General features: G+C 74.3%; 25 protein-coding genes. 15 read left to right on the top strand and 10 right to left on the bottom strand.

What is annotated here, in order from left to right:
* Nucleotides 1–3: 3 nt before the first annotated feature.
* Nucleotides 4–924: a diacylglycerol kinase gene (locus tag ABEB06_RS07135; RefSeq protein WP_425559763.1), complete on the bottom strand. Its 921-nt coding sequence runs from the start codon at nt 922–924 to the stop codon at nt 4–6.
* Nucleotides 925–976: 52 nt separating this feature from the next.
* Nucleotides 977–2,557, bottom strand: coding sequence for an FAD-binding oxidoreductase (locus ABEB06_RS07140; protein WP_345695948.1), 1,581 nt, complete (start codon nt 2,555–2,557; stop codon nt 977–979).
* A gap of 71 nt (nt 2,558–2,628) precedes the next feature.
* Here ABEB06_RS07140 and ABEB06_RS07145 point away from each other — a divergent pair, with 71 nt between their 5' ends.
* From ABEB06_RS07145 to ABEB06_RS07160, 4 genes are all read left to right on the top strand, one after another.
* Nucleotides 2,629–3,207 (top strand): TetR/AcrR family transcriptional regulator, encoded by a 579-nt coding sequence (locus tag ABEB06_RS07145; RefSeq protein ID WP_345695949.1) that lies wholly within the window; start codon nt 2,629–2,631, stop codon nt 3,205–3,207.
* A complete protein-coding gene (locus ABEB06_RS07150) occupies nt 3,204–4,757 on the top strand; it encodes a glycerol-3-phosphate dehydrogenase/oxidase (RefSeq protein WP_345695950.1) in 1,554 nt (517 codons plus the stop codon). Before ABEB06_RS07145 ends, ABEB06_RS07150 begins: the two co-directional genes overlap by 4 nt.
* A gap of 235 nt (nt 4,758–4,992) precedes the next feature.
* Nucleotides 4,993–6,237 carry a sensor histidine kinase gene (locus ABEB06_RS07155; RefSeq protein WP_345695951.1) on the top strand — a complete coding sequence of 415 codons (1,245 nt, stop codon included), beginning with the start codon at nt 4,993–4,995 and terminating at the stop codon, nt 6,235–6,237.
* The gene (locus ABEB06_RS07160; RefSeq protein ID WP_345695952.1) at nt 6,225–6,875 is read left to right on the top strand and encodes a response regulator; all 651 of its coding nucleotides are present in this window, start codon (nt 6,225–6,227) and stop codon (nt 6,873–6,875) included. Before ABEB06_RS07155 ends, ABEB06_RS07160 begins: the two co-directional genes overlap by 13 nt.
* A 33-nt stretch (nt 6,876–6,908) precedes the next feature.
* Here the strand turns inward: ABEB06_RS07160 and ABEB06_RS07165 are convergent, their stop codons facing one another.
* Both ABEB06_RS07165 and ABEB06_RS07170 read right to left on the bottom strand, forming a co-directional pair.
* Nucleotides 6,909–7,352: a hypothetical protein gene (locus ABEB06_RS07165; protein WP_345695954.1), complete on the bottom strand. Its 444-nt coding sequence runs from the start codon at nt 7,350–7,352 to the stop codon at nt 6,909–6,911.
* A gap of 15 nt (nt 7,353–7,367) precedes the next feature.
* Complete coding sequence (locus tag ABEB06_RS07170) at nt 7,368–7,679, bottom strand: hypothetical protein (protein WP_345695955.1); 312 nt, start codon at nt 7,677–7,679, stop codon at nt 7,368–7,370.
* Between the two features lie 91 nt (nt 7,680–7,770).
* Here ABEB06_RS07170 and ligA point away from each other — a divergent pair, with 91 nt between their 5' ends.
* The 9 genes from ligA to ABEB06_RS07215 all read left to right on the top strand — a co-directional run bounded on the left by ligA (nt 7,771) and on the right by ABEB06_RS07215 (nt 15,605).
* A complete protein-coding gene (ligA, locus tag ABEB06_RS07175) occupies nt 7,771–9,837 on the top strand; it encodes an NAD-dependent DNA ligase LigA (protein WP_345701760.1) in 2,067 nt (688 codons plus the stop codon).
* A gap of 331 nt (nt 9,838–10,168) precedes the next feature.
* Nucleotides 10,169–10,678: a toxin-antitoxin system HicB family antitoxin gene (locus ABEB06_RS07180; RefSeq protein WP_345695956.1), complete on the top strand. Its 510-nt coding sequence runs from the start codon at nt 10,169–10,171 to the stop codon at nt 10,676–10,678.
* Nucleotides 10,679–10,775: 97 nt separating this feature from the next.
* Nucleotides 10,776–11,621, top strand: a complete 846-nt coding sequence (locus tag ABEB06_RS07185; protein WP_345695957.1) for a DUF4097 family beta strand repeat-containing protein — start codon at nt 10,776–10,778, stop codon at nt 11,619–11,621.
* Between the two features lie 139 nt (nt 11,622–11,760).
* The gene (locus tag ABEB06_RS07190) at nt 11,761–12,801 is read left to right on the top strand and encodes an ATP-binding cassette domain-containing protein (RefSeq protein WP_345695958.1); all 1,041 of its coding nucleotides are present in this window, start codon (nt 11,761–11,763) and stop codon (nt 12,799–12,801) included.
* Entirely contained in the window at nt 12,798–13,580 is a 783-nt protein-coding gene (locus tag ABEB06_RS07195; protein WP_345695959.1) for an ABC transporter permease, read from the top strand. The genes ABEB06_RS07190 and ABEB06_RS07195 overlap by 4 nt, the downstream gene beginning before the upstream one ends.
* 32 nt (nt 13,581–13,612) lie before the next feature.
* Nucleotides 13,613–14,209 carry a GNAT family N-acetyltransferase gene (locus ABEB06_RS07200; protein ID WP_345695960.1) on the top strand — a complete coding sequence of 199 codons (597 nt, stop codon included), beginning with the start codon at nt 13,613–13,615 and terminating at the stop codon, nt 14,207–14,209.
* A 99-nt stretch (nt 14,210–14,308) separates the two neighbouring features.
* Nucleotides 14,309–14,656, top strand: a complete 348-nt coding sequence (locus ABEB06_RS07205; protein ID WP_345695961.1) for a transcriptional regulator — start codon at nt 14,309–14,311, stop codon at nt 14,654–14,656.
* Between the two features lie 270 nt (nt 14,657–14,926).
* A complete protein-coding gene (locus ABEB06_RS07210) occupies nt 14,927–15,229 on the top strand; it encodes a nucleotidyl transferase AbiEii/AbiGii toxin family protein (RefSeq protein ID WP_345695962.1) in 303 nt (100 codons plus the stop codon).
* A gap of 100 nt (nt 15,230–15,329) precedes the next feature.
* Complete coding sequence (locus tag ABEB06_RS07215; RefSeq protein ID WP_345695963.1) at nt 15,330–15,605, top strand: hypothetical protein; 276 nt, start codon at nt 15,330–15,332, stop codon at nt 15,603–15,605.
* Nucleotides 15,606–15,894: 289 nt separating this feature from the next.
* Here ABEB06_RS07215 and ABEB06_RS07220 read toward each other — a convergent pair whose 3' ends face one another.
* From ABEB06_RS07220 to ABEB06_RS07240, 5 genes are all read right to left on the bottom strand, one after another.
* Complete coding sequence (locus ABEB06_RS07220; RefSeq protein ID WP_345695964.1) at nt 15,895–18,462, bottom strand: ABC transporter permease; 2,568 nt, start codon at nt 18,460–18,462, stop codon at nt 15,895–15,897.
* Entirely contained in the window at nt 18,459–19,277 is an 819-nt protein-coding gene (locus tag ABEB06_RS07225) for an ABC transporter ATP-binding protein (RefSeq protein ID WP_345695965.1), read from the bottom strand. The genes ABEB06_RS07220 and ABEB06_RS07225 overlap by 4 nt, the downstream gene beginning before the upstream one ends.
* Nucleotides 19,274–19,561 carry an SHOCT domain-containing protein gene (locus ABEB06_RS07230; protein WP_345695966.1) on the bottom strand — a complete coding sequence of 96 codons (288 nt, stop codon included), beginning with the start codon at nt 19,559–19,561 and terminating at the stop codon, nt 19,274–19,276. The genes ABEB06_RS07225 and ABEB06_RS07230 overlap by 4 nt, the downstream gene beginning before the upstream one ends.
* Nucleotides 19,562–19,767: 206 nt before the next feature.
* Entirely contained in the window at nt 19,768–20,436 is a 669-nt protein-coding gene (locus ABEB06_RS07235; protein ID WP_345695967.1) for a response regulator, read from the bottom strand.
* Between the two features lie 35 nt (nt 20,437–20,471).
* Nucleotides 20,472–21,656 (bottom strand): sensor histidine kinase, encoded by a 1,185-nt coding sequence (locus tag ABEB06_RS07240; RefSeq protein ID WP_345695968.1) that lies wholly within the window; start codon nt 21,654–21,656, stop codon nt 20,472–20,474.
* A gap of 210 nt (nt 21,657–21,866) precedes the next feature.
* On the opposite strand from ABEB06_RS07240, the gene ABEB06_RS07245 reads away from it, so the two are divergent.
* Nucleotides 21,867–22,604, top strand: a complete 738-nt coding sequence (locus ABEB06_RS07245) for a translation initiation factor IF-2 (RefSeq protein WP_345695969.1) — start codon at nt 21,867–21,869, stop codon at nt 22,602–22,604.
* Between the two features lie 102 nt (nt 22,605–22,706).
* Here the strand turns inward: ABEB06_RS07245 and ABEB06_RS07250 are convergent, their stop codons facing one another.
* On the bottom strand, nt 22,707–23,309 hold the full coding sequence (locus ABEB06_RS07250) for a TetR/AcrR family transcriptional regulator (protein ID WP_345695970.1): 603 nt from the start codon (nt 23,307–23,309) through the stop codon (nt 22,707–22,709).
* 82 nt (nt 23,310–23,391) lie between these two features.
* Here ABEB06_RS07250 and ABEB06_RS07255 point away from each other — a divergent pair, with 82 nt between their 5' ends.
* Nucleotides 23,392–23,910 carry a cupin domain-containing protein gene (locus ABEB06_RS07255; protein WP_345695971.1) on the top strand — a complete coding sequence of 173 codons (519 nt, stop codon included), beginning with the start codon at nt 23,392–23,394 and terminating at the stop codon, nt 23,908–23,910.
* Nucleotides 23,911–24,049 lie beyond the last annotated feature (139 nt).

The following is a 24,049-nucleotide window of genomic DNA, read 5'->3' on the forward strand; positions in this document are numbered from 1 at the left end:
CGCTCAAGGGACCAGCACTCCCAGGGCGCGCCGGGCCACCTCCACGTCCACCGGTAGCGGGGCGACGAACTCGCCGTCCGCGTACGCCGTGATGCCGGGGGACTCGATCCGCACGGTGGACGCCCGCCGGACGTCCACCTCCTGGTGCCGGACGTGGGTGCCCTTGAAAACCGTCGGGAAGAAGCGGACCAGCTTGGACCGCTTCATCGCACCGACCAGGGTCAGATCGAACCGGCCGTCACCGGGGTCGGCGCCCGGACAGATCGACATCCCGCCGCCGTAGCTCCGGGTGTTGCCGACCGCCGCCAGGGTCAGGTCGCGGACCAGCACCGTCTCGCCGTCCAGCACCAGCCTGAACGGCAGGGGCCGCAGGTTCGCCAACTCGACCAGGATCGCCAGGTTGTAGCGCATCCGGCCGCGCGGCCAGCTCAGCCGGTTGACCCGGTCGCTGACCAGCGAGTCGAAGCCGACCGCCAGCACGGTGGCGAAGTACCGCACCGCGCCGTCGGCGTCCTCGACCCGGCCCAGGTCGACCGTGCGGACCTTCCCCTCGGCGACCACGTCGGCGGCCGCCTCCGGGTCGCCGAGCGGCAGCCCGTACTCGCGGGCCAGGTCGTTGCCGGTGCCGGCCGGGATCAGGCCGAGCGGGATCCCGCTGCCCGCCAGCGCCTGCACGGCCAGGTGCACCATGCCGTCACCGCCGACCGCCACCAGCGCGTCCACCCCGCCCTGCTCGACACCGCGGGCCACCGTCTCCCGGGCCAGCCGCAGGGCGTCCTGCGGGTCGGCCCCGGAGATGTTGAGCACCTGGACGCCGCCCGCCCGCAACCGGGCGGCGGCCCGCGCCGCCGCCCGCTCGGCGTGCCCGCCTCCGGCCGCCGGGTTGGACAGCAGGACCACCCGTCCGATCGTCCGCTGGTTCATGTCCGTCGCCAACTTCCGCTCTCCCCTGCGTGGTTGCCGGGTCCGTGGGGTCTCAAGGGATGAGCTTGCCGGGGTTGAGGATCCCGGCCGGGTCCACGGTCTCCTTGACGGCGCGCAGGATGCGCACGCCGAGCTCGCCGATCTCCTGCTCCAGCCACGGCCGGTGGTCGGCGCCGACCGCGTGGTGGTGGGTGATGGTGCCGCCGTTCGCCATGATCGCGTCGCAGGCGGCCCGCTTGGCGCCGGCCCACTGGGCGAGCGCGTCGCCGCGCTGGGCGGCCACCACGGTGAAGTACAGCGAGGCGCCGGTCGGGTAGACGTGCGAGATGTGGCACATCACCAGCGACTCGGTGCCGCTCTCGCGCAGCGCGGACTGCAGCGCCTCGGTGACGGCCGCCTTCAGCACGGGCAGGTTGGCCCAGCCGGTGGCGGTCTCCAGGGTCTCGCAGAGGGCGCCCGCGTCCAGCAGCGCGTCGCGCAGGTACGGGGCGTTGAAGCGGCCGTGCTCCCAGGCGGTGGCCGGGTCGGGGCCGAGCGGGGTGCCGCCGGCGGCGGCCAGCACGGCGGCGGTCGCCTCGTCCCGGAAGACGGTGTGCTCGGCGGCGCCCTCGAAGAGGGTGACGGCCAGGCAGCCGCCGGTGACCGTGGTGCCGCCGATCTTGTCGGTCATCGCCAGGTTGATCGCGGTCTCCGCCTCGTCGGAGAGCCGGATCACGGTCGGGCCGGTGCCCTGCTGCTCGACGGCGCGCAGCGCGGCGGCGCCGGTCGCGAAGTCGGGGAAGCTCCAGGCGCCGTACACCGTGGACTCGGGCTTGCGGTGGACCCGCAGGCGGACGGCGGTGATGATGCCCAGCACGCCCTCGGAGCCGAGGAAGAGCTCGCGCAGGTCGGGACCGGCGGCGGAGGCCGGGGCGCGGCCGAGGTCCAGGGTGCCGGCGGGGGTGACCACGCGCAGGCCGGAGACCATGTCGTCGAAGCGGCCGTGGCCGGCCGAGTCCTGGCCGGAGGAGCGGGTGGCGGCGAAGCCGCCGATGGTCGCGTACCGGAAGCTCTGCGGGAAGTGGCCGAGCTCCCAGCCGCGTTCGCCGAGCAGTTCCTCGGCGCGCGGGCCGGTCACGCCGGCGCCGAGGACGGCCTCGCCGGAGACCTCGTCCAGCTCGTGCAGCCGGTCGAAGCGGCGCAGGTCGAGCGAGAGAACGGCGGTGAACGGGCCGCGCTCGGGGTCCACGCCGCCGACCACGCTGGTGCCGCCGCCGAACGGGACGACCGCGATCCGGCGCTCGGCGCACAGCGCGAGGACGGCGGCGATCTCCTCCTCGGTGCCGGGCAGCAGCACGGCGTCCGGCGCGTCCTGCGCGTCGCGGCTGCGGCGGCGCAGCAGGTCGGGGGTGGACTTGCCGCCGGCCCGGGGCAGCCGGTCGGCGTCCGCGGTGGACAGCCACTCGGCGCCGACGGCCGCGGCCAGCGCCTCGGCGTCCTCCTTCGCGAGCCGCGAGGGGGTGAGGACCACCTGGTCGGCCGTCAGCCGCTCGCCGTCGCCGCCGCTGACGCCGAGGGCGGCGGCCAGCAGGCCCTTGATGTCGTCGGACAGCGGCTTGGCGAGCTCGGGGTCGCCCCACGCGTCCCACTTCATCGGGGGGAGCGGAAGGGCGGCGCGGCCGGTTTGCGTGGTCTCAGGTGCCATGCGTTACAGTATTACGCATCATGTCAAGTCGTAACGATGAGCCGCGCAGCACCGACGACGCGATCCTGGACGCCGCCGCCGAACTGATCCTCCAGCTCGGCGTCCAGCGCACCCAGCTGTCCGAGATCGCCCGGCGGGCCGGCGTCAGCCGCCCCACGGTCTACCGCCGCTGGCCCGACGTCCGCGCCGTCATCGGCGCCCTCCTGACCCGCGAGATCGCCGCCTCCTACCAGGACGTGGTGCCCGCCGGCGACGACCGCGAGTCCTTCACCGCCACCGTCGTCGAGGTCGCCGTCCGGCTCCGCGACCACCCCCTGCTCGGCGCCCTGCTCCACTCCGACTCCGACACCCTCTTCGAGTACGTCGTCGACCGGCTCGGCACCAGCCAGCACCGCCTCCTCGACACCCTGCGCACCGGCATCGAGGCCGGCCAGCGGCACGGCTCCATCCGCCCGGGCGAACCCACCGAACTCGCCGCCATGGTCCTGCTCATCGCCCAGTCCACCGTCCAGTCCCACCGCATGGTCGCCACCCTGCTCCCCGAGCACGCCTGGCGCCGCGAACTGGCCACCGCACTGAACGGATACCTCGCGCCGTGACCCCCACCGCCAGCACCGCGCTCAACGCCCGCCGCCGGGCCGCCGACCTCGCCGCCCTCGGCGACGGCGCCCCCGTCGACGTCCTGGTCGTCGGCGGCGGGGTGACCGGCGCCGGCGCCGCGCTCGACGCCGCCTCCCGTGGCCTGCGCACCGTCCTCGTCGAAGCCCACGACCTCGCCTTCGGCACCAGCCGCTGGAGCTCCAAACTCGTCCACGGCGGCCTGCGCTACCTCGCCTCCGGCCGCATCGGCGTCGCCCACGAGAGCGCCGTCGAACGCGGCATCCTGATGACCCGCACCGCCCCCCACCTGATCCGCGCGCTGCCCCAACTCGTCCCGCTGCTCCCCTCGGTGGGCCGCGGCCAGGCCGCCCTCGTCCACCTCGGGTTCCTCGCCGGCGACGCCCTGCGGATCAGCGCCCGCACCCCCGCCCGGCTCCTCCCCCGCGTCCGCCGCATCGACGCCGCCGAGACCGCCCGCCTCGTCCCCGCCGTCCGCACCGAGGGCCTCGGCGGCGCACTCGTCGCCCACGACGGCCAACTCGTCGACGACGCACGGCTGGTGGTCGCCCTCGCCCGCACCGCCGCCCAGCACGGTGCCCGCGTCCTCACCCGGGTCCGCGCCACCGACGTCACCGGCACCGCCGCCACCCTCACCGACACCCTCACCGGCGAGAGCGTCACCGTCACCGCCCGCGCCGTCCTCAACGCCACCGGCGTCTGGGCCGGCGACGTCGACCCCGCCATCCGGCTGCGCCCCAGCCGCGGCACCCACCTGGTCTTCGACGCCGCCGCCCTCGGCCACCCCACCGCCGCGCTCACCGTCCCCGTGCCCGGCTCCACCAGCCGCTTCGTCTTCGCCCTCCCCCAGCAGCTCGGCCGCGTCGTCCTCGGCCTCACCGACGAGGCCGCCCCCGGGCCGGTCCCCGACGTCCCCGAACCCACCGACGGCGAGATCGAGTTCCTGCTCGCCACCGTCAACACCGCCCTGCGGACGGCCCTCACCCGGGCCGACGTCCGCGGCGCCTTCGCCGGGCTGCGCCCCCTCATCGACACCGGCGACGGCGCCACCGCCGACCTCTCCCGCCGCCACGCCGTACTCGAATCCCCCACCGGCGTCATCACCGTCGTCGGCGGCAAACTCACCACCTACCGGCGGATGGCCCAGGACGCCGTCGACACCGCGGTCCGCCTGCGCTCCCTCACCGCCGGGCCGTGCCGCACCGCCCGGCTCCCCCTCGTCGGCGCGCCCGCCCACCCCGCGAGCCTCCCCGCCGACCCGGCCCTCCCCGCCTCCCTGCTCGCCCGCCACGGCGGCGCCGCCGGCGACGTCCTCGCCACCGCCACCGTCGCCCGCCCGCTCGACCCCCTCGCCGACGGCCTCGACGTCACCCGCGCCGAGATCGAGTACGCCCTCACCCACGAAGGCGCCCTCGACGCCGCCGACGTCCTCGAACGCCGCACCCGCCTCGCCCTCGTCCCCGCCGACGCCGACCTGGCCCGCCCCGCCGTCGAGGAGATCCTCGGCCACGCGGAGCTGCGGAGCCCCTAGCACTCCGGCCGTGGACCCCGATCCCCAGCCGGCCGACTTCAGCGAACCGGTGCTCGACGGCAGTGCGAGGGCATCTCGAAGGACGTCCGGACGGGGTCCGGACGGGGTCCGGACGGGGTCCGGACGGGGTCCGCCCACAGGCCGCGATCAAGGTCTACAGGTGGTGCTGGGTTCACCATGAGGTCGGGTGCAGGGTTCATGGCGTCGTCCTCCTGCGGTGCCCTAGCGTCGTGCCATGACGATTCCAGCTGGACTGCGACGCACGGTCCTCCGGACGCAGCGGGACACCGGCTTCCTTGCCGCCGGTGTGCTTCCGCACCTGGCGCTGGTGCCCGTGTGGGCCTGGGCGGCGGCGACCACCGCCAGGACGGGGAACTGGCTCTTGACGGTTTCCGTGTCGGCCGCCCTGGTCCTGCTCGGCGCCCCGGTGCTGACGGCCGTTCAGCGGGTCCGCTACCGGGTGCTCATCGGTGTGGACGTCCCCCGGCCCGCCCCCGCCGCGCCGGAACGACGGACGTGGGCCTCGACCGTCCGGTGGCTCGCGGCGACGCGGCCTTGGCGCAGGATCGGCTACCACCTCCTGCTGGGCCCGCTGCTCGCGCTGCTGGAGCTGTCGGTACTCGCGGTGGCGGCGGCGGGTTCGGCGGGCGTCATCGCCTACGCCTGGTCGTGGGCGCTGCCGACCGGGATCCGCCAGGGCTGGTTCGGCTGCCTGACCCAGCTGCCGGCGTACACAGCGGTCGGGCTCCTCCTCCTGTGCGCCCTGCCCTGGGCCGCGCGGGCAGTGGCCCGGGCCGAGGCGCGGCTGGCGTCGGGCCTGCTCGGGCCCAGCCGGGCGCAGCGGCTCCAGGAGCGGGTCGATCAGCTGGCCGTGAGCCGGACCGACTTGATCGAGGCCGTCGACGCGGAGCGCCGCCGGATCGAGCGCGACCTGCACGACGGCACCCAGCAGCGGTTGGTGTCCCTCGCGGTCAACCTGGGTCTGGCCATGGCCACCCGCCCGGACCTGCCGAGTGATGCCCGCGAGGTGATCGCGAGAGCGCACCTGGAGGCGAAGGAGGCGATCGCCGAACTCAACGACCTGGTGCGGGGGCTGCACCCGGCGGTGCTCGAGGACCGAGGTCTGGACGCGGCGTTGTCCGGGCTGGCTGCCCGCACGCCCCTGCCGGTGCGGCTGCGGGTCGATCTGGAGGAGCGGGTGGCACCCGGCGTGGAGTCGGTCGCGTACTTCGTGATCTCGGAGGCGCTGACCAACGCGACGAAGCACGCCGACGCGATGCGTGCGGAGGTCACTGTCCATCAGGTCGGCGAGGTGCTGCGGGTGCGCGTCACCGACGACGGGCTGGGCGGTGCCGACGCCGCCGGCACGGGCCTGACCGGGCTGGCCAAGCGGGTCGGCTCCCTCGACGGGGTCTTCCACGTCAGCAGCCCCGTTGGGGGTCCCACCACCATCACCGCGGAGCTGCCGTGCGCGCGGTGATCGCCGAGGACTCGGTGCTGTTGCGGGTCGGCCTGATCAAGGTCCTGGAGATGGGCGGGTTCCAGGTCGTCGCCGAAGCCGGCGATGCGGAGGGGCTGTTGGCGGCGGTGGCGGAGCACCGGCCCGAACTCGCCCTGATCGACGTCCGGATGCCGCCCGGCTTCACCGACGAGGGGGTGCGAGCGGCGATGGAGATCCGCCGGCGCCGGCCGGGGACGGCGGTGGTGCTGCTGTCGCAGTACGTGGAGGAGCGGTACGCGGCTGACCTGCTCTCGGCGAACACCAGTGGTGTGGGCTACCTGCTCAAGCAGCGGGTAGCCGATGTCGCCGACTTCGTGGCGGCGGTCCGGCGGGTGGCGGACGGGGGCACGGCCCTGGACCCGCAGGTCGTCGCCCAGTTGCTGTTGCGGCGCGACAGCGACCCGCTCGCCCGGCTGACCCCCCGCGAACGGGAGGTGCTCGGCCTGATGGCCGAGGGGCGCTCCAATGCCGGCATCGCGCAGGCACTGGTGGTCAGTGAGAGCGCCGTGGCGAAGCACATCAACAACATCTTTCCCAAGCTCGACCTGCCCGTGGTCGACGTGGACCACCGCCGCGTCCTGGCCGTGCTGCGGTTCCTCGGCGCGTCCCGGGCCTGACCTTCCCGGCCGTGATCACGCTCCGCGGCTGGATCACCGGTCCGCGAGGAGCCGCACGGCCGTCAGATACCCGCCCGGGGAGCGCTCCGCGTGCCACCGGACGGCCGGGTGCGGGTCCGGGCCCAGCGCGTCCAGCACCTCGGCCGCCGGGTACCCGAACACGTCGATGCCGCGCAGCACCACCGGCACGGCGGCCGGCCCAACGGGCACCGCCGGGCAGCGGCGCAGCTCCACGCCCGCGAAGCCGCCCCGGTCACGCCCGGTGCGGCCCAGCCGGTCGGCGGTGTCGCCGTACGCGTGCAGCTCCACGCCCTCGTACCGTGCGCCGAACGCCCACCCCGCCCCGCAGACCCACCCCTCCCGCACGTCCGCCAGCGTCGCCACGGCCCACTGCGCCGCCCGCTCGGACGCGCCGAACCGCACCACCCCCGCGCCCCGCGGCAGGCCGAGCCCCGTCCCCGGCAGCAGCTCGAACATCCCCCGCCTCCCCCGTCAGCGGAGCGCGGCCCTCAGCCGCCGCACCTCGGCCAGCAGTCGCGGGACGTCCTCGCGGGCGCCGGCGACGAAGTCCAGGTCGGCGTCCAACTGCGCGTCGGGGCTGCGGACTTCCCGCTGGCCGATGAACCTCGTCCAGTAGATCTCGTCGTCCACCCCGGTCCCAACCGGATCCACCAGGAGGCAACTCCCCCCACCGGTGGCACCCCGGGTCTCCAGCACCGGCACCCACGGTCCGGGTGTGGCCCTCGCCGCACGCTCCTCGATCTCGTCGAGCTGCTCGTCGGTCATGATCTCGTCCGTCCCCATGGTCGGATGATCCAACCGATCGGGCGGCGAGTCCAGACGCCGCCGGGAAGGGAACGTGCCGTCGGCCCGGATGTCAGTGCGGGTCGGGATGATGGTGACCATGAAGGACATCGCCGCAGAGCTCTCCCCCGCCGATTACGCCGGCGCCGTCGCGACCGCCGTCCAGGCGGCCGCCGCGTACTACACCGACGGCAGCACGCCGCTCGGCGACGACGAGTACGACGCCCTGGTGCGCGCCATCGCGACGTACGAGGAGGCCAACCCCGACCAGGTGCTGCCCGACTCCCCGACGGGGAAGGTCGCCGGTGGCGCGGTCGGCGGCGACGTGCCGCACTCGGTGCCGATGCTCTCGCTGGACAACGTGTTCAGCGCCGAGGAGCTCACCGAGTGGGCGGCCGGCCTGGAGCGCCGGATCGGCCGCCCGGTCGACGGCTGGTGCGTGGAGCCCAAGCTCGACGGCCTCGCGGTCGCCGCCCGCTACAGCGGGGGCCGGCTGCGGCAGATCCTGACCCGCGGCGACGGCCTCGCCGGCGAGGACATCTCGCACTCCGCCGACGCCGTCCTCGGCCTGCCCGCCACCCTCACCGAGCCGCTCGACGTCGAGCTGCGCGGCGAAGTGCTGCTGACCACCGAGCAGTTCGACCGCGCCAACGAGGTCCGCACCGAGCACGGCCACACCCCGTTCGCGCACCCGCGCAGCGGGGCCGCCGGCACCCTGCGCGCCAAGGACCGGGCGTACCGCGTCGAGCTCACCTTCTTCGCGTACGACGCCATCGGCCTCGGCGACGACCTCGCCCACAGCGCCCTGCTGGAGCGGCTCGGCGCGCTCGGCGCCAACACCGCCGCCACCACCGCGGCCCACCCGCTGCGCTGCGGGACGCTGGAGCAGGCGCAGCAGCGCATCGACGAGATCGCCGCCCTGCGCGCCGCCCTCCCCTTCGGCATCGACGGCGTCGTGGTGAAGGCCGACTCCGCCACCGACCAGCACGACGCCGGTTCGGGCTCGCGCGCGCCGCGCTGGGCGGTGGCCCGCAAGCTGGCCGCCGAGCACAAGGTCACCCGCCTGCTCGACGTCGAGTGGAACGTCGGCCGCACCGGCATCATCGCGCCGCGCGCCGTCCTCGAGCCGGTCGTGATCGACGGCGTCACCGTCACCTACGCCACGCTCCACAACCCGGCCGACATCACCCGCCGCGGCCTGATGATCGGCGACCAGGTGTTCGTCTACCGCGCGGGCGACGTCATCCCGCGCGTCGAGGCGCCGCTCGTCGACCAGCGCACCGGCGCCGAGACCCCGATCGCCTTCCCCGAGGCCTGCCCGCGCTGCGGCGACGCGATCGACTCCAGCGAGCAGCGCTGGCGCTGCGTCCGCGGCCGCAACTGCCAGGTGCTGGCGGCCGTGGTGTACGCCGCGGGCCGCGACCAGCTCGACATCGAGGGCCTCGGCGGCACCCGCGCCGCCCAGCTGGTCGACGCGGGCCTGGTCCACGACATCGCCGACCTCTTCGCGCTCACCCGCGAGCAACTGCTCGCCCTGGAACGGATGGGCGACACCAGCACCGACAACCTGCTCGCCGCCCTCGAGACGGCCCGGCGCCAGCCGCTCAACCGGGTGTTCTGCGCCCTGGGCGTGCGCGGCACCGGCCGCACCATGTCCCGCCGGATCGCCGCCCACTTCGGGTCGATGGCCGCCATCCGCGCCGCCGACGCCGAGACCCTGGCGCAGGTCGACGGCATCGGCACCGAGAAGGCCCGCGTCATCGCCGCCGAGCTGGCCGAGCTCGCCCCGCTGCTGGACAAGCTGGCCGCCCAGGACGTCGGCACCGCCGTGACCGAGGTGGCGTCCCCCGCCGCCGACGTGGCCGAGGGTTCCGACGGCGGGGCCGGACAGCCCCCGGCCGGCGCCCTCACGGGCAAGGTCGTCGTCGTCACCGGCGCCATGACCGGCCCGCTCGCCGCGCTCTCCCGCAACGAGATGAACGAGCTCGTCGAGCGCGCCGGTGGCAAGGCCTCCTCGTCCGTCTCCAAGAAGACCAGCCTCCTGGTCGCCGGGGACACCACCAGCAGCAAGTACAAGAAGGCGACCGAGCTCGACATCCAGATCCTCACCCCCGACGAGTTCGCCGACCTCGTCGCCGCCCACCTCCCGACCGCCTGACCCGACCGCCTGACCCGGTCGGCAGCAGCGAACGGCAGTACCGAACGGCGGATGCCCGAGGATCGCCTCGGGCATCCGCCGTTCCGCGTACCCGGCCCGGCCACGCCGGAGGCGCAGCGGCTCCGCAACCCCATGGCACACAGGTGGCGCCACTCGACGCCACGTGGTGCCACGCGGCGCTGCCCAGGCCCCGGATCGGACCACGACACGCCCGCGCCACCACCATCCATCACGACGTTTCCGCAGCTCAGGCCGGTAGGCGCCACACTGGCACCCTGCATGACGCCACCCACTCTTGCACATGGCGCCATTGTGGTGCCATGATGGCGTCATGGACCTCACCCCGTATGTCGACAACCTCCGCCGCGAACTCGCGGTGGCCGCCGAGGCCGGCGGGGACGACGCCCGCCGGCTGGCCGAGCGGCTCACCGCCCCGCTGGAGTCGGCGACCCGGCTGACCATGCTGAACGTGCTCTCGGCCGCGATGGCGGAGATCACCCGCGAGCTGGCACCCGGTTCGGTCGACGTGCGGCTGCGCGGGCTGGACCCGGACTTCGTGGTGACGCTGCCGCCCGCGGGCACCGGCGCCGCCGAGGAGGCCGCCCCGCCCGTGGAGACGGCCAAGGCGTACGCCGACAGCGACGAGGGCGGCACCGCCCGGGTCAACCTGCGGCTGCCCGCCCAGCTGAAGGCGCGCGCCGAGGAGGCCGCGAGTCGCGAGGGCCTGTCGGTCAACGCGTGGCTGGTGCGCGCCGTGTCCGCCGCGGTCGACGGCACGCAGCCGCGGCCGGCGGAGCGGATCAACACCGTCGGCCAGAGCTTCACCGGCTGGGTGCGCTAGCCCACCGGGCCCCGCGCCCCCGCCTCTCTTCACTTCACGTCACGTCCCGCGCCGGGACGATTTCCAGGACCACACGGACCACGAGGACGGTACAGCCATGCCTTCTTTCGACACTCCCGAGCCGATCTCGGTCACCGCCGTGGTGGCGGCCGGTTCGATCCGCCTCACCGCCGCCGACCGGTTCGACACGGTGGTCGACGTACGGCCGCGCGACCCGAAGCAGGACCGGGACGTACGGACCGCCGAACAGACCGAGGTCACCTTCGCCGGCGGGGTGCTGACGGTGCGCACGCCCCGGCAGCGCAACCTGATCGGCCGCACCGGCACGGTCGACGTGACGGTCGAACTGCCGGCCGCCTCGCAGGTCGAGGTCACCGGCTCCTGGACGCAGGTGATCGGCGAGGGCCGGCTCGGCGAGGTCCGGGTGAAGACCTCGGCAGGCGACGCCCGGCTCGAGACGACCGGGCCGCTGCACCTCACCGCCTCGCACGGCTCGATCACGGTCGACCGGGTCGAGGGCCTGGCGGAGATCACCACCAGCTCCGGCAGCCTGCGGGTCGGCGCCGTCGACGGCCCGGCGGTGCTGAAGAACTCGCACGGCTCCACCTCGATCGGCGCCGTCACCGGCGAGCTGCGGGTGAGCGGCGCGAACGGCGACATCACCGTCGGCCGGGCGGGGGCATCGGTGGTCGCGACGACCGCGCACGGCGCACTGCGGGTCGACGAGGTCGCGCGCGGCGAGGTCCAGCTGGAGACCTCGTACGGCTCGATCGAGGTCGGCGTCCGGGCCGGGACCGCGGCCTGGCTGGACGTCAGCTCCGGGCAGGGGCAGGTCCGCAACTCGCTCACCGGGGCCGGCGCGCCGGAGCAGGGCGAGGACACCGTCAAGGTCCGCGCCCGGACGCGCTACGGCAACATCGACGTCCGCCGCGCCCGCGCCTGACCCCGCCCGCCCCGCACCTCCCCCACCGCCTCCGGCTCACCGCCGCCGGTTCACCGCCGCCGGTTCACCTCCGCCGGTTCACCTCCGTCAGCCCACCTCCGCCGCCTTCGAACGGGAGGGCCACATGCCTTCATCTGTCATGCCCACGCCACGCCAGCCCCACCAGGGCCCGCCCGGCACCGGCAACCCCGCCCCCGCCGCGGTCACCGCCGTCGGCCTGCGCAAGTCGTACGGGGACAAGGTCGTCCTCGACGGCATCGACCTGCGGATCCCGGCCGGGACCGTGTTCGCCCTGCTCGGCCCGAACGGCGCCGGCAAGACCACCACCGTCCAGATCCTCTCCACCTTGATCGCCGCCGACGGCGGCCAGGCCCAGATCGCCGGCCACGACCTGGCCACCGACCCGGACGGGGTCCGCTCCGCGATCGGCGTCACCGGACAGTTCGCCGCACTCGACAACCTCCTCAGCGCCGAGGAGAACCTGCTCCTGATGGCCGACCTGCTCCGCCTCGGCAAGCGCGAAGGACGGTCCCGCACCAGGGAGTTGCTCGAACGCTTCGAGATCGCCGACGTCGCCAGGAACCGGGCCGCCACCTTCTCCGGCGGCATGCGACGCCGCCTCGACCTCGCCATGACCCTGGTCGGCGACCCCCAGGTGATCTTCCTCGACGAACCGACCACCGGACTCGACCCCCGCAGCCGCCGCACCATGTGGGACACCGTCCGCACCCTGGTCGCCGGCGGCACCACCGTCTTCCTCACCACCCAGTACCTGGAGGAGGCCGACCAGCTCGCCGACCGGATCGCCGTCCTCGACGGCGGCCGGATCGTCGCCGAGGGCACCGCCGGCGAGCTGAAGGCCCAGATCCCCGGCAGCCACGTCCGGCTGCGCTTCACCCACTCCACCGAGTACGAGCGCGCCGCCGCGGCCTTCCCCGCCGCCACCCGCGACGAGGAGAACCTCGCCCTGCGGATCCCCGGCGACGGCGGACTCGACGCGCTGCGCACCCTCATCGACCGCCTCGACGCCGCCGGCATCCGGGCCGCCGACCTCTCCGTGCACACCCCCGACCTCGACGACGTCTTCCTCGCCCTCACCGGCCACGGCACCACCGCCCCGCAGCACGCCGCACAGCCCACCACCCCGCAGACCGCCCCCACCGAGGAGCCCCAGCGATGAGCACCCTCGCCCACGCCGTCCACGACTCCCGGACCATGCTGCGGCGCAACATCAAGCACGCCGTCCGCTACCCGGCCGTCGGCTTCGGCAGCGCCATGATGCCGATCCTGATGCTGCTGCTCTTCGCCTTCGCCTTCGGCGACGCGATCGGCGCAGGCATGGGCGGCGGCCGCGGCACCTACGTCACCTACCTCACGCCCGGCATCGTCATCATGGGCGTGGCCGCCGGATCCATGTCCACCTCGATCGCGGTCTGCCAGGACATGACCGAGGGCATCATCAACCGCTTCCGCACCATGAACATCACCCGCTCCTCGTTCATGACCGGCCACGTCCTCGGCAGCGTCATCCAGACCATGGTGTGCATGGTCCCGGTGATCGGCGTCGCCCTCGCGGTCGGCTTCCGCTCCGGCGCCACCCCGCTCGAATGGCTCGCCGCCACCGGCCTGCTCGCGGCCGTCGCCTTCGCGGTCACCTGGCTGTCCGTCGCCCTCGGCCTGATCTCCAAGACCGTCGAGTCCGCGAGCAACAAGCCCCTGCTCATCCAGTTCCTGCCCTTCCTCGGCTCGGCGTTCGTCCCGGCCGCGTCCATGGCCCCCGGCCTGCGCTGGTTCGCCGAGAACCAGCCGTTCACACCGATGACCGAGACCCTGCGCGGCCTCCTCTCCGGCACCCCGATCGGCAACAGCGGCTGGATCTCCCTCGCCTGGTGCGCCGGCATCGCCCTGGTCGGCTACCTCTGGTCCCGCTCGCTCTTCAACAGCACCAGCCGCCGCTGAAACCTCGCCCCCCGCTGTGGCACGATGCGCGGATGATCACCGACCCCGCCGCCCCACCACCCGTCGTCCCCGCCGGCACCATGGCCGGCGGGGACCAGCCCGTCCTCCCCCTGCCCGGCCGCGACCTGGTCCTGCGCCCCTGGGCCCCGCACGACGCCCCGGCCCTGCTCGCCGCCGGGAACGACTCCGCGATCCGCCACTGGAACCTGTTCTCGGTCCCCGACCTCGCCGACGCCGAACGCCGGATCGCCCGGATGCACCGCCGCTGGCACGAGGAGAGCGCCGCCCTGTGGGCGATCGCCGACGGCCACCACGCCATCGGACTGATCGGCTGGACCGACATCGACCTGGCCGCCGGCACCGCCGAGATCGTCTACTGGGCCCTCCCCGCCGCCCGCGGCGGCGGCATCGTCACCGACGCCGTCCGCCGCGCCACCGCCTGGGCCCTCGACGACCTCGGCCTCCACCGCCTCCGGCTCTGCCACTCCGTCGCCAACCCCGCCTCCTGCCGCGTCGCCACCAGGACCGGCTACCCCCTGGAGGGCACCATGCGCAGCGCCCTCCACCACGCCGACGGCTGGCACGACCAGCACCTCCACGCCCACCTCGCCGGCGACCCCCGCCCCTGACCGTTCAAGCGCACCTCACCCGCCTCGAGCCACAGCGCCGGTCCTGGCGTGCGCTGCAGGTGAGTACGGACCGGCTCCTCACAGGGGATGATCACAGCCATGGAGTCCTCCGACCTGACCGACGGCCGCAGGGCGCAACTCGCGGCGCGCCTGCCGGATGCCCTTGACGAGTTGTCCGGCCCCGTGAGCGGAACGGTCGAACTGCCGCTGCACCTCGCCTGGTCGGGACTTCGCGCGTTCAATCTGGAGAAGCCGCGGCTGCGCATGGGGCTGTATCGGATCGTCTTGGCCGAGGGAATGCGGGAGGACCTCGTCCGGTTCCTGGACGCAGGCACACTCGTCGCCCAGTGGCCGGTGCTCCGAACTCTGGTCGGGCCGGCAGTCAGGGACGTGTGGGAGTCCGCTTTCGGCGAGCTCGCAGCAGCCGCGCAATCGGCAGCCGCGTGAGGCCCACGGGCTGGCCGACCGGCTCAGCCAGGACCTCGACGTGGCAACCGACCATCCGGCCGCCATGGCCGATATCGTCTCCGCACTGATCACTGGGCTGGTCGAACGCGGCTGGCAGGTACGCCAGGTCGAGGTTGTTCCCCTGTCGGGGCGTCTGGTGGCCAGTGATCCGTCCAGCGGCGAGGCGTGCGAGGTCGACGTCCTCAAGGAAGTGCTCTGGCGACCGGTCGTCCACCTGGAACAGGTCCGGTACTCGCGGTCGAGGACGTCGTGGGAACCAAGATGCGCGCGCTCGCCGATCGCGGCTTCGCGCGTGATCTCATCGACGTTCGCGCCGCTGCTCACCGTTTCACCCGAGCTGACCTGGAGGAGTACGGACGCCGTGTCCGCGACGGCCTGGACCTCGGCGAGCTGCGAGCACGGCTGATGGGCGCCGAGTGGATCGATGACGAGGAGTTCACCGCCTACGGACTCACCGAAGCCGAAATCGAAGAACTGCGTGGGTGGACGCAGGCATGGGCTGATGACCTGACCCAGCGGGCGGCTGCCGACCGGGACTACGAGGACGGCTGACGAAGCCGGCTCCGTCAGGACTGCCGACCGCACCGCGTGGCCGGGGGGTGGGCGTGGGGGCATCATGGCTGGTGGGGGCAGGTGTGCGGGAAGGCGGTCGATGGAGGACTTCTTCAAGGCGGGCAAGGTGTACCGGCACCTGGCGGGCGGCGCCCCGACCGGGCTCGGCATCTTCGTGGTGGTCTACGTCGGGCGGGCACCGGGCGGGTTCTCCAGCCCGGCGGAACCGGGCGAGGTCGCCTTCGGATGGCGGCGGGGCCGGTGGTCGAACGGCACGGACGGGCCGATGGGCGCGTACACCTCGGCGGACTTCTCCGGCTGGGTGGAGCTCGACGACAGCGACCTCCTCGACGCCCTGCGGGCCGACACCGGCTGACCGCCGCGCGCGGGTCGCGGCGACCGTGCACGACAGGACCGGCGCATCGGGCTTTGCGACCCAGTTGACACACCTCCGTCCGAAGGCAGGAGCAACCCCGCGCTCGCGGGACTGCACCAGGTGCCGCTCGACTCGCGCTGATCGGCGCGAGTCGAGCGGCCAACGCCTGTGTGGTCGAGCCGAGGTATTTGGGCTGCTGCCGGCGGAGAGCCCGGGGCCGGTGGAGCGGCCTTCCGTTCTCGAGCGGTTCTCCGCACGTCCTGTCGGCCGGCCCCGGTGCCCCGCCCCGTCAGTCCGCCGCGATCGCCCGGAGGATGTCCAAGCGTGCCGCGCGTCCTGCCGGGCGCAGGCCCGCGAGGGCTCCGGCGAGGAGTCCGGCGGCCAGGACGAGCGCGAGTTGCAGCGGCGGGACGGCGAAGGTGCCGGTGCCGTCGGTGTCGGAGGCCCGGGTGAGGGCCCAGCCGAGGAAGGCGCCGAGGGCGAGGCCGCCGACCGTGCCGAAGGCGGCGACCAGGACCGATTCCCATCGCACCATGGCCCGGAGCTGCCCCCGGGTCTGGCCGACGGCCCGGAGCAGTCCGAGTTCCCTGGTCCGCTCGTGGACGGCGAGGGTCAGGGTGTTGGCGATGCCGAGCAGGGCGATGAGGACGGCGAGCGCGAGCAGCGCGTAGACGATGGAGAGCATCATGTCGACGCCTGCGGCGGCGCCGGCCGCGTACTCGTCGCGGGTCTGCACGGCCGGGTTGCCGTACGCGTCGGCGACGCGTTCGACGGCCGCCTTGCCGTCGGCGGGGGTGGTGCCGGGCCGCAGGGCGACGGCGACCATGGTGTCGCTGTCCTGGACGCGGTGCGGGGCCCAGGCCTGCCGGGTCATCAGGTAGTCCCCGGCGATGCCGCCGCCTTCGTACAGCGCCCGTACGGTGAACTGTGCGCCGCCGTCCGCGAAGGCGACCTGGACGGTCGACCCGACCGTCCAGCCGTTCGCCCCGGCCGCCGTGCGGGAGACCGCGAGGCCGTCCGTGCCGAGCCCGGCGAGGGAGCCGTCGACGCGGCCGAGGTCGACCACTCCGGCGAGCCGGGTCGGGTCGGCGATGTCCAACTGCCTTCCGTGCCCGTCGATCCGGGCGACGCCGCGGCCCAGGCCCACGCTCTGCCGGACCTCGGGCAGGGCGGCGATGGCGTCCGCGAGCTTCGGCGAGACCCCGCTGCCGCCGGCGCCCGCCGCCGGGGCGGTGACGGCCAGGTCGCCGGCGAAGGACTGGTCGACGGTCCGATCCATGCTCGCCTTGATGGAGGCGCCGAACACGGTGAACAGCGTGACCACGGCGACGCCGACCATCAGCGCGGTCGCGGTGGCGGCGGTCCGCCGGGGGTTGCGGGCGGCGTTCCTCCGCGCCAGCGCGCCGGTCACGCCGCGCAGCCGAGGCAGGGGCGCACCGGCCGTCCGGACGGCGAAGGAGGCCGCCACCGGGCCGAGCACGACGAATCCGGCGAGGACTGCCACCGCGCCGGCGACCGTCAGCGGCAGGGACGGGCCGTCCGTCGCGCCGAGCACGGTCACCGGCACTCCACCGGCGACCAGCAGCGCGCCGAGCACCCAGCGCACCCCGCCGGCCCGACCGCTCGCCGCGGTGTCGACCGCGGTCTCCCGCAGCGCGGCGAGCGGCGCGGTGCGCCCGGCCCGGACAGCGGGCAGCAGCGCGGAGCCGACCGCGACCACCGTGCCGACCGCGAGCGGCAGCAGGACGGAGGCGGTGTGCAGCACCGTGCCGCCGGTGGGCAGCGAGAAGCCGAGCGCCGAGAAGAGTGCCTTGAGTCCGGCGGCCACGCCGAGTCCGCCGAGCAGTCCGGCGGCGGAGGCGAGCAGGCCGACGCCGAGGGCCTCGCCGAGCGTGGAGCCGACGACCTGGCGCCGGCTCGCGCCGAGCGCGCGCAGCAGGGCGTTCTCGCGGGTCCGCTGGGCGACCACGATGGCGAAGGTGTTGTGGATGGTGAAGGTCGCCACGAGCAGGGCGATGCCGGCGAACACCAGCAGCAGGGTGGTGAACATCGACAGGAACCGGCCCGAGACGTCCGCCGTGGACTCGGCGGTGGCGGCCTGTCCGGTCAGTGCTTCGACCCCGTCCGGCAGCAACGGGCGTACCCGGTCGATGAGCTGTCGTTGCGACACACCGTCGTCGGCCCGTAGCCGAACGGTGCTGGCCTGCCCCTCGCCCTTGGGGGTGAGGTACTTCTGCGCGTCGCCCAGGGTGAGCGCGGTGAACGTGCTGGGGCCCATGCCGTCGGCGTCGGCGCCGAAGGTGGCGATGCCGACGACGGTGATCCGGACCGGGTCGGGCACCCGCAGCACGGCGGTGTCGCCGACGTGCAGTCCGCCCGCCTCGGCCGCGCCGCGGTTGATCACGGCTTCGCCGGGCGCGGCGGGGGCGCGGCCCTCGGCGAGCCGGTAGGGGTTGAGCTTCCTGTCGGCGATCCAGTTGCCGGCGAACGTCGGCGGGCCCTTCCCGCCGACCGCCTCGCCGTTGGCGCCGACGAGCTGGCCGGCGCCCTGCACCGAGGGCTCGGCGGCGGCCACGCCCGGTACGGTGCGCAGCCGGTCGGCGAGCGCCGCGTCGACGGGTGCCCGGACGCCGCCGGGGACGTTGGGCGCCGCCAGCACGTCGGCGCTGCGGACGACCGCGTCGGTGCCGGCGTTGGCGTCGGCGAAGAGGGTGTCGAAGTTGGCCCGCAGGGTGTCGCCGAGGACCATGGTGCCGGTCAGGAAGCTGACGCCGAGCAGGATGGACAGGAACGTCCCGGCGAGCCGTCGGCGGTGGGCGAGCAGCGAGCGCAGGCTGATCCGCAGGGCGGCGTTCATCGTCGCTCGCCCCCGTCCGCGCCCTCGCTGGAGGTCCTGGCGGCGGTCCCGTCGGAGATCCCGTCGGCGGTCCTGGCGTCCAGGGCCTTCATCCGGTCGAGGACGCGGTCGGCGGTGGGTTCGGTCATCGAGCCGACGAGTCGCCCGTCGGCCAGGAACAGCACCTCGTCGGCGTAGCCGGCGGCGACCGGGTCGTGGGTGACCATGACGACGGCCTGGCCCATGGTGTCGACGGAGTCCCGCAGCAGGCCGAGGACTTCGGCGCCGCTGCGGGAGTCGAGGTTGCCGGTGGGTTCGTCGGCGAACACGACCTGGGGGCGGCCGGCCAGGGCGCGGGCGACGGCGACGCGCTGCTGCTGCCCGCCGGAGAGCTGGCTCGGCCGGTGGGCGAGCCGGTCGCCGAGTCCGACCACGTCGATCAGCGCGTCGATCCACTCCTGGTCGCCGTCGGCACCGGCCAGGTCGAGCGGCAGGGTGATGTTCTCCCGGACGGTCAGCGTCGGGACCAGGTTGAACGCCTGGAAGACGAAGCCGACCTTCTCCCTCCGCAGGACCGTCAGTCGCCGGTCGTTCAGCGTGCCGAGCTCGGTGTCGCCGATCCAGGCACTGCCGGCGGTGAGGGTGTCGAGTCCGGCGGCGCAGTGCATCAGGGTGGACTTGCCGGAGCCGGACGGCCCCATGATGGCGGTGAACCGCGCCACCGGGAACTCCACGGTGACGTGGTCCAGCGCGCGCACCCTGGTGTCGCCCAGGCCGTACGTCTTCACCGCGTCCTCGACCCGCGCGGCGGCCCGCAGTCCGACCACGGTCGTCACTTGGCACCGCCGCGGAGGTCGTGGCGCTCGGTCAGGACGGCCCGGCGGGCCCGGTACTCGTCGGCGTCGATCTCTCCGTCGGCGTACCGGCGGCCGAGCGCGGCGAGCGGCGAGTCCGCGCCGCGGCCGTACCCCCAGCCGTACCCGCAGCCGCCGCGCCGCCACAGGACGCGGCGCACCACCAGCACCACGAGGAGGACCGCCGAGAGCCAGAACAGCGGGACCAGCAGGATCCACGGGCCGGGCCAGGAGCCGTCGGCGGCGTGGGCGAGCAGGGTGTGCATGGGGTCCATCTCCTCGGTGGGAAGCGGGGCCGACCGGCTGTTCCGGTCACGCTCCGAGCCTCCCGCCGCCCACCCCCGCCGCGCGTCGTACCGGCAGCGGCACCTCGGCTACTCCGCGGGGAGTACGGTCCGCCGCGCGCCGGCTCTCGGGAGTACGGCCCGCCGCCCATCGGCTTCCGGGAGTACGGTCCGCCCCGCGTCGGCCCTCAGCCCAGCCAGCCCGGGCGGACCAGCCCCGCCTCGTAGGCGGCCACCACCAGCTGGGCACGGTCGCGCGCGCCGAGCTTCACCATCGCCCGGCTCACGTGCGTCTTCGCCGTCAGCGGGCTGACCACCAGGCGGCGGGCGATGTCCTCGTTCGACAGCCCCAGGCCCACCAGCGCCACCACCTCCCGCTCCCGGTCGGTCAGCACCTCCAGCCGGCCGGCCGTCTCCGGGGCCTTCGAACGCGCCGCGAACTCCCCGATCAGCCGCCGGGTCACCCCCGGGGGCAGCAGCGCGTCGCCCGAGGCCGCGACCCGCACGGCCCGCACCAGGTCACCCGGCTCGGTGTCCTTCACCAGGAACCCGGCCGCGCCCGACCGCAGCGCCTCGAACACGTACTCGTCCAGTTCGAAGGTGGTCAGCACCACCACCCGGACCTCCGCGAGTTCCGGGTCCGCCCCGATCAACCGGGTCGCCTCCAGGCCGTCCATCCGGGGCATCCGGATGTCCATCAGGACCACGTCCGGCCGCAGCTCCCGTGCCAGCGCGATCGCACGCTCCCCGTCGTCCGCCTCGCCGACCACTTCGACGTCCGGCTGCGCGTCGAGCAACGCCCGGAACCCGGCCCGCACCAGCAACTGATCGTCCGCCAGGACCACCCGCACGCTCATCCCCCCACCCTAGGCCGTCGCCTCGCCGCGGCCGGTCAGCGTGCGTTCCGCGGCAGCCGGGCCCGGACCCGGAAGCCCGCATCGCCGCTGGGGCCCGCCTCCACCGTGCCGCCCAGCGAGGTGACCCGCTCCCGCATGCCGACCAGGCCCGTGCCGGTGCCGCCCGCGTCGGTGCCGCCGGCCGGGCCGGGGTCCTCGACCTGGACGACCAGGCCGTCGGCCCGCCACTGGAGCAGGACCTCCGCGCGGCGGGCCGCCGAGTGCCGCAGCACGTTGGTCAGGGCCTCCTGCACCACCCGGAACGCCGCCAGCCCGCGGGCCGCCGGCAGCTCGTACGGGGTGCCCTCGGCCCGGATCGTCACCGCGAGCCCGGCGTGACCGGCCTGGGCGGCCAGTTCGTCCAGCCGGTCGAGCCCGGGCGCGGGCGAGCGCGGCGCGGCGGACCCGGGCGTGCGCAGCGTCCCGAGGACCTCGCGGACCTCGCCGAGCGCCTCCTTGCTGGCTGCCTTGATGGTGGTCAGGGCGGTGCGGGCCTGCTCGGGCCGGGTGTCCATCAGTTCCAGCGCGACGCCCGCCTGGACGTGGATCAGCGAGATCGAGTGGGCGAGGATGTCGTGCAGTTCGCGCGCCATCCGCAGCCGTTCCTCGTCGGCGCGCCGCCGCTCCGACTCCGCCTCGGCGGCCCGGACGGCGGCCATCTGCTCGCGTCGGAAGCGGATCAGCTCGGCGGCCGCGAAGACCAGCAGCAGCCACGCGGTGACGCCCAGCTCCTGCCAGCCGGAGAACGTCCGCCCGTCGGGCGGCCGCCGCCACGACGCGGGCAGCACGTAGCTGACCAGCAGGTGCACCAGGTAGAACACCCCGGCGCAGGCCCAGGCGGCCCGCCGGTGCCCGGCCTGCACGGCGACCACGAACGCCACCACCATGCTGAGGAACATCGGCCCGTACGGGTAACCGGCCACCAGGTACACCCCGGTGACGGCGGTGGTGCCGACCAGCACCGCCACCGGCCGCCGCCGGCGGAACACCAGCAGCGCCGGGCCCAGCAGCAGCAACGCGACGGCGAAGGCGTCCAGCGGCTCCCGCCCGGTCTGGTGCCGGGAGGCGACGGACGTCCCCACCACCTGCACCACGCCGACCACCACGGACGCGGCCACCGGCCACCCGGCCTTGGCCGCCCGGACCCACGGCGGCCGCCACGGCGGGGGAACATCGGTCATGCCGCGAAGGCTAGCCGCCGCCCCCGACCCCGGTCGTCACCCCACCGGACCGGGCGCGCCTACTCCCGGAGGAGTACGCGCCCCTCCCCGCCTCGCCCTGGTGGTCCTGGAAGCGGAGGGCACCGTCTGAGTACGCGTACTCAGGCACCCGTGCCGACCTGAGTACGCGGGCCGATGCCCGCCGGGCGCGGTGCCGGGAAGGCTGGACCCATGACGCGCCGACTGCTCCTGCTCGCCCCGCTGCTGGTGTTCGCCGTCGGCTGCGGGATCGCGCCGTCCGCCGAGGGCAAGGCGACGTACGCCGCCCGGGAGGCGGCCAGGAAGGTGGCGCAGCGGCTCTACGGCCAGCAGCCGCGCACGGCGGAGGAGGTCGGCCGCATCGCCGCCGGCATGGACGGGGTGGAGGTCCTGCGGCTGACGGGCACCTCGACGCACGACGGGGACGGCATCGGCGTGGTCGTCCGCACGTCCGGGTCGGCGACCAGCGGGGCGTTCGAACCCGAGGAGGCCACCGTGCGGCGCTGCTTCTCCTTCCGGGTGTCGCCGAGATCGGAGTGGGGCGAGGAGCCCGGTGACGTGGACTGCCCGGACGGCCCTCCGCTGTCCTTCGCCCCGCCACCCGCACCGCCCCGGCTGCCGGACGAGGAACTGCGCGCGAAGCTCCCCCGGGTACCGGAGGGCGGCCGGGTGGACGAGGCCGAGGTGCGCCGTGCGCTCGACGCCCTGGACCTGGACCCGGCGATCCGGACCGAGGTGAAGGCGGACGGCGGACGGGTCGGCGTCCTCCTGGCCGTCAAGGGCAACGGCTTCGACCCGCAGGACTGCCTCCTGGCTCGCGTGAGCCCCGGCGCCACCGACGTCTGGGCACCCTCCCGGATGCAGCGGATGCCCGGAGAGGGCGGCTGCAGTGTCGCCAACGCGCTGGACCCGCAACCGGCGCCGCACTGACATCCGCCCGCCGAGCCGTCCTGGACCGGCATGACGAGCGCGGGTCCGGTGGCTGGGAGCGTGGGTCAGTAACGAGCCGGCCGCTGCGCTTTTGTGACCGGGTCAGCCACCTACCGCTCCCACCAGCGTGACCATGACCTCGACCGCCTCGCGGTCCGTCAGGCCCTGCTCCCGGCAGAGCGAACACCAGGTCGAGAATGCCGCTGCATGGCCGATCACCGCCCGGCGGGTGGGCTCACCCGCCGCCGGCCACGCGTCGGCCAGCAGCTCGACGTAGCGCCTGTTCCTTGCCTCCCAGGCCTCGCGAATCGAGTCGGGCGCCGCGTGCAGGTCTCGGCTGACCAGCGTCAGCATCTGCTCGCCCGCGCGGTAGAAGCGGTAGAGGTCGGCGAGTCCGGCCGCCAGCCGTTCGACTGGATCCCCGATCATGCCCCACATCTCGGGTTGGGGCAACTGCTGCTGCGACAGCCAGTGCCCCGAGCACGCCTGGAACAGCGCGGTCTCGTCGGGGAAGTGCCGGTAGACGGTCAACCGGGTGACCCCGGCACGCTCGGCAATCGCCGCGATGCTCGTCGCCGCCGGGCCCGCGGTGCCGTGCAGATGCACGGCGGCCTCGACGATGCGCTGTCGCGTACGCCCCATGTCCTCGGCGCGTTTGCGCATCTCGTAGCCACGCGCTTTCGATGAACGCTGCTGTTCACTCACCTGTTGACGCCCTGCGATCCGAGGCGGAGACTTTTTAGGAGAACACCAGTGTATCTCCAAATTGTGCGGAGGAGTGATCGCCATGACAGAGCCGCCGGTCCCGCCACTCACCGTCGTCCGCCCCGGTGAGGGCCGTGAGGGCGACCTCGGCCCGATCGGGGTCGCCTTCAAACTCTGGGGCGCGGACACCAACGGCGCCGTCTCCGTCGTCGAACACCCCTTCCCGGTCGGAGCGCTGGTGCCGCCGCACCTGCACACCAGGGAGGACGAATACTCGATCGTCACCGAGGGCGAGATCGGCTTCCGGTCCGGCGACCGCGAAGTTGTCCTGGGTGCCGGCGGCTACATCACCAAGCCTCGCGGGGAACTGCACACGATGTGGAACGCCGGTCCCGTCCCGGCCCGGATGATCGAGGTCATCAGTCCGGCCGGCTTCGAGCACTGCTTCCGCGAAATGGCCGAGATGCTTGCCGACGGGCCTCCGCCGACCGAGGACGCGATACCCGCGCTCGCCGCCAAGTACGGGCTCCAGTTCGGGCAACCCGACTGGCTGCCCGACGTCATCGCGCGGTACGGCCTGACCCCGCCGTTCAGCGCCTGAGTGAGACGGGAACGTGTCTCAGCAGCGGGCCACCCGCGCGTTTCACCCGCGTCAGGTCCCGCTGCTGCCGCCGTCGCTGGACGACTGGCTGCCCGGGGGCCACCCCGCCCGGTTCGCCGCTGACCTGGTCGACGAGGTG

Source organism: Kitasatospora terrestris (genome assembly GCF_039542905.1).
Classification (GTDB): domain Bacteria; phylum Actinomycetota; class Actinomycetes; order Streptomycetales; family Streptomycetaceae; genus Kitasatospora; species Kitasatospora terrestris.